The organism is Mycolicibacter acidiphilus (assembly GCF_018455725.1).
Lineage (GTDB): Bacteria > Actinomycetota > Actinomycetes > Mycobacteriales > Mycobacteriaceae > Mycobacterium > Mycobacterium acidiphilum.
The window spans coordinates 1-2,042 of sequence record NZ_JAHCLR010000109.1 but is presented as its reverse complement, the minus strand read 5'-3'; the positions used below and the strand labels follow the sequence as shown (position 1 = coordinate 2,042).

Annotated in this window: 1 protein-coding gene; it reads right to left on the bottom strand. The window is 66.2% G+C overall.

Annotated features, from left to right (window positions below):
* A partial coding sequence (locus KIH27_RS22010) for a PGRS repeat-containing protein (protein ID WP_372451452.1) occupies positions 1-610 on the bottom strand: 610 nt, incomplete at its 3' end.
* Between the last annotated feature and the right edge of the window lie 1,432 nt (positions 611-2,042).

Here is a 2,042-nt window from a genome sequence, read left to right as displayed (position 1 = left end):
CGTCGCCGCCGACACCGCCGGTGCCGAACAGCCCGGCCGCGCCGCCGGCGCCGCCGGCCTCACCCGCGGCGCCGTTGAACCCGGCCCCGCCGTCGCCGAACAGCCAACCGCCGGCGAACCCGTCCGGATGGTCGGCGTCACCGGCCGCGCCGTTGCCGATCACCGTGCCGCCGAACAGCGTGTTGAGCGCCCCGTCCACACTCTTGCCGAGGTCGCTGCCGATCCACTCCTGCATGTCGGCGTGCAGCGGGGTGTACACCGACTGCTGGAACCATTCGGTGAGGTCGAACGCCGGGAGGGTCGATGCGGAGCCGGATTCGCCGAGGCCGGCCAGCACCGCGTCCCAGTGCGCCGGGTTGAAGAACGCCTCCCAGGCGGCCGGGGAGGAGACCGCCGCCCAGTCGACGCCGCTGGTGGCCGCGTCCAGGAACGGGGAGAGCGCCTGCTCGATCACCTCATCGAGCGGATCGGCGTGCGCCGGCGCGGGTGTCGGGCCCAGCCCGAACGCCAGGAACGCGGCGGCGGTGCCGGCCAGTCCGATACCGCGGCGGTACCGGGCCGCCCTGCCAGCCGTCCCCCGACGGTTCCCCCCGATGCGATGACGAGTCATCGTCGGGTGCGCCTTCCTGTGTCCGAACTGTGCTCATGACGCCGCGTTTCAGCAGCAGCCAAGGTTCAGGCATGTGATGGAGCGAACAGTACGCCTTTGACTGTGATGTGACCAGTCTTCGGGGGATAACTTCACGACTCGACGATGCCGCACCGCCTGGCAGCCGCGGTCTTCGCGATGTTTTTCCTGCTGACGTCGCTGCGCTGTCCATCCACGCGCCGATGTCCGCGGGATGCGCGGTGATCCAGTGCGGAGGTTCGCCGTCGGACCGGCAAAGTTGCCGGCGGCAAGGGGATGTGTTCACCGGGCCGTCAGTGGCGTGGAGCGTAGCGCAGTACACAAAGACACACAATGGTTGACCAATTGGAAATCGCTGTTAACCTAGCGTTTTGGTGGGGTTCGCTAGGCGTCTTCTAAGGAGATACGGGCAGATGGACGGCGGCGCGCCTGCCATCGGCACACCGGGTGTGGACAAGTCATAACCCCTACCTCTCCAAAACCATCACGGCCTGGTCTTTCGACCGGGCCGTGATGGCGTTCGGCCGCCCGGCGAGGGCTCTGGTAGCCGGACCGGCAAGGACGCCACCTTCCCGGATAGCCCGATCGGCAGCGGCGGCCACGGCGGCGACGGTTGAGGATGGCAGTGCCAACGGCCCTTACGGCTCCTAACCGGCAACCCACGGATCAGCGCGTCCCGGTGTTCGTTGTCCGGCCGCCTGACCTGTTGTCGCGGAGAGGCGGGCGCACCCGCACATCCTCCGCACCGGCGACGCCTGGTGCGCGTGTGATCGACAGCTGCCCCTATAGGTGCTCTCGACCGGGCTGAGAAGATTCCAAGGGGCTGTGTAATGGCTCAGAAATATCCGCCCACCGGGCGATCCTCAGCCGTCAGCGGGTCGATGCCCCGGCCGACGTGCACCCGTCGTCGTCCCAGGTATGCCACGGGCCACCTGAGCGTCCCCGAGGCTCTCAAAAGTTGCCGAGCAAGAAATATTTTTAGGACTTTCCGACTGATTGCAGCTACATAGACATACTTGATGACGTTGTGGTGTGTAGTTGCGACCGGAGTCACCACTCACTTCCATTGTGGCCGGTAGGCCGGTTGGTTAGCGCGACGAGCAAATCGTTCTGGGAGCCTTCGGCCTCGGATCCAGACCGATGTAGCAACGGAGCCGCTTGCCAGAACCACGGTCCACTAAGTCAAACCCGGGTTGACCTGTCGGTCGATCTGATTAACATAAGCGCTCGTTAGGAAATTTATGTCGCCGTCAGTTGTCGGTTCAGCAAGGGGAGAGCAATGTCGCTTCATCGGAGTGGCTCCGGCCAGTCGCACGGGTCGGGCGCCGGCAACGGCCGCAGGGGGAGGCGCATCGCCGCCTCGGGCAGCGCGGTCGCCGCGTTCCTGGCCTTCGGCATGACGCCGCTGACGGTT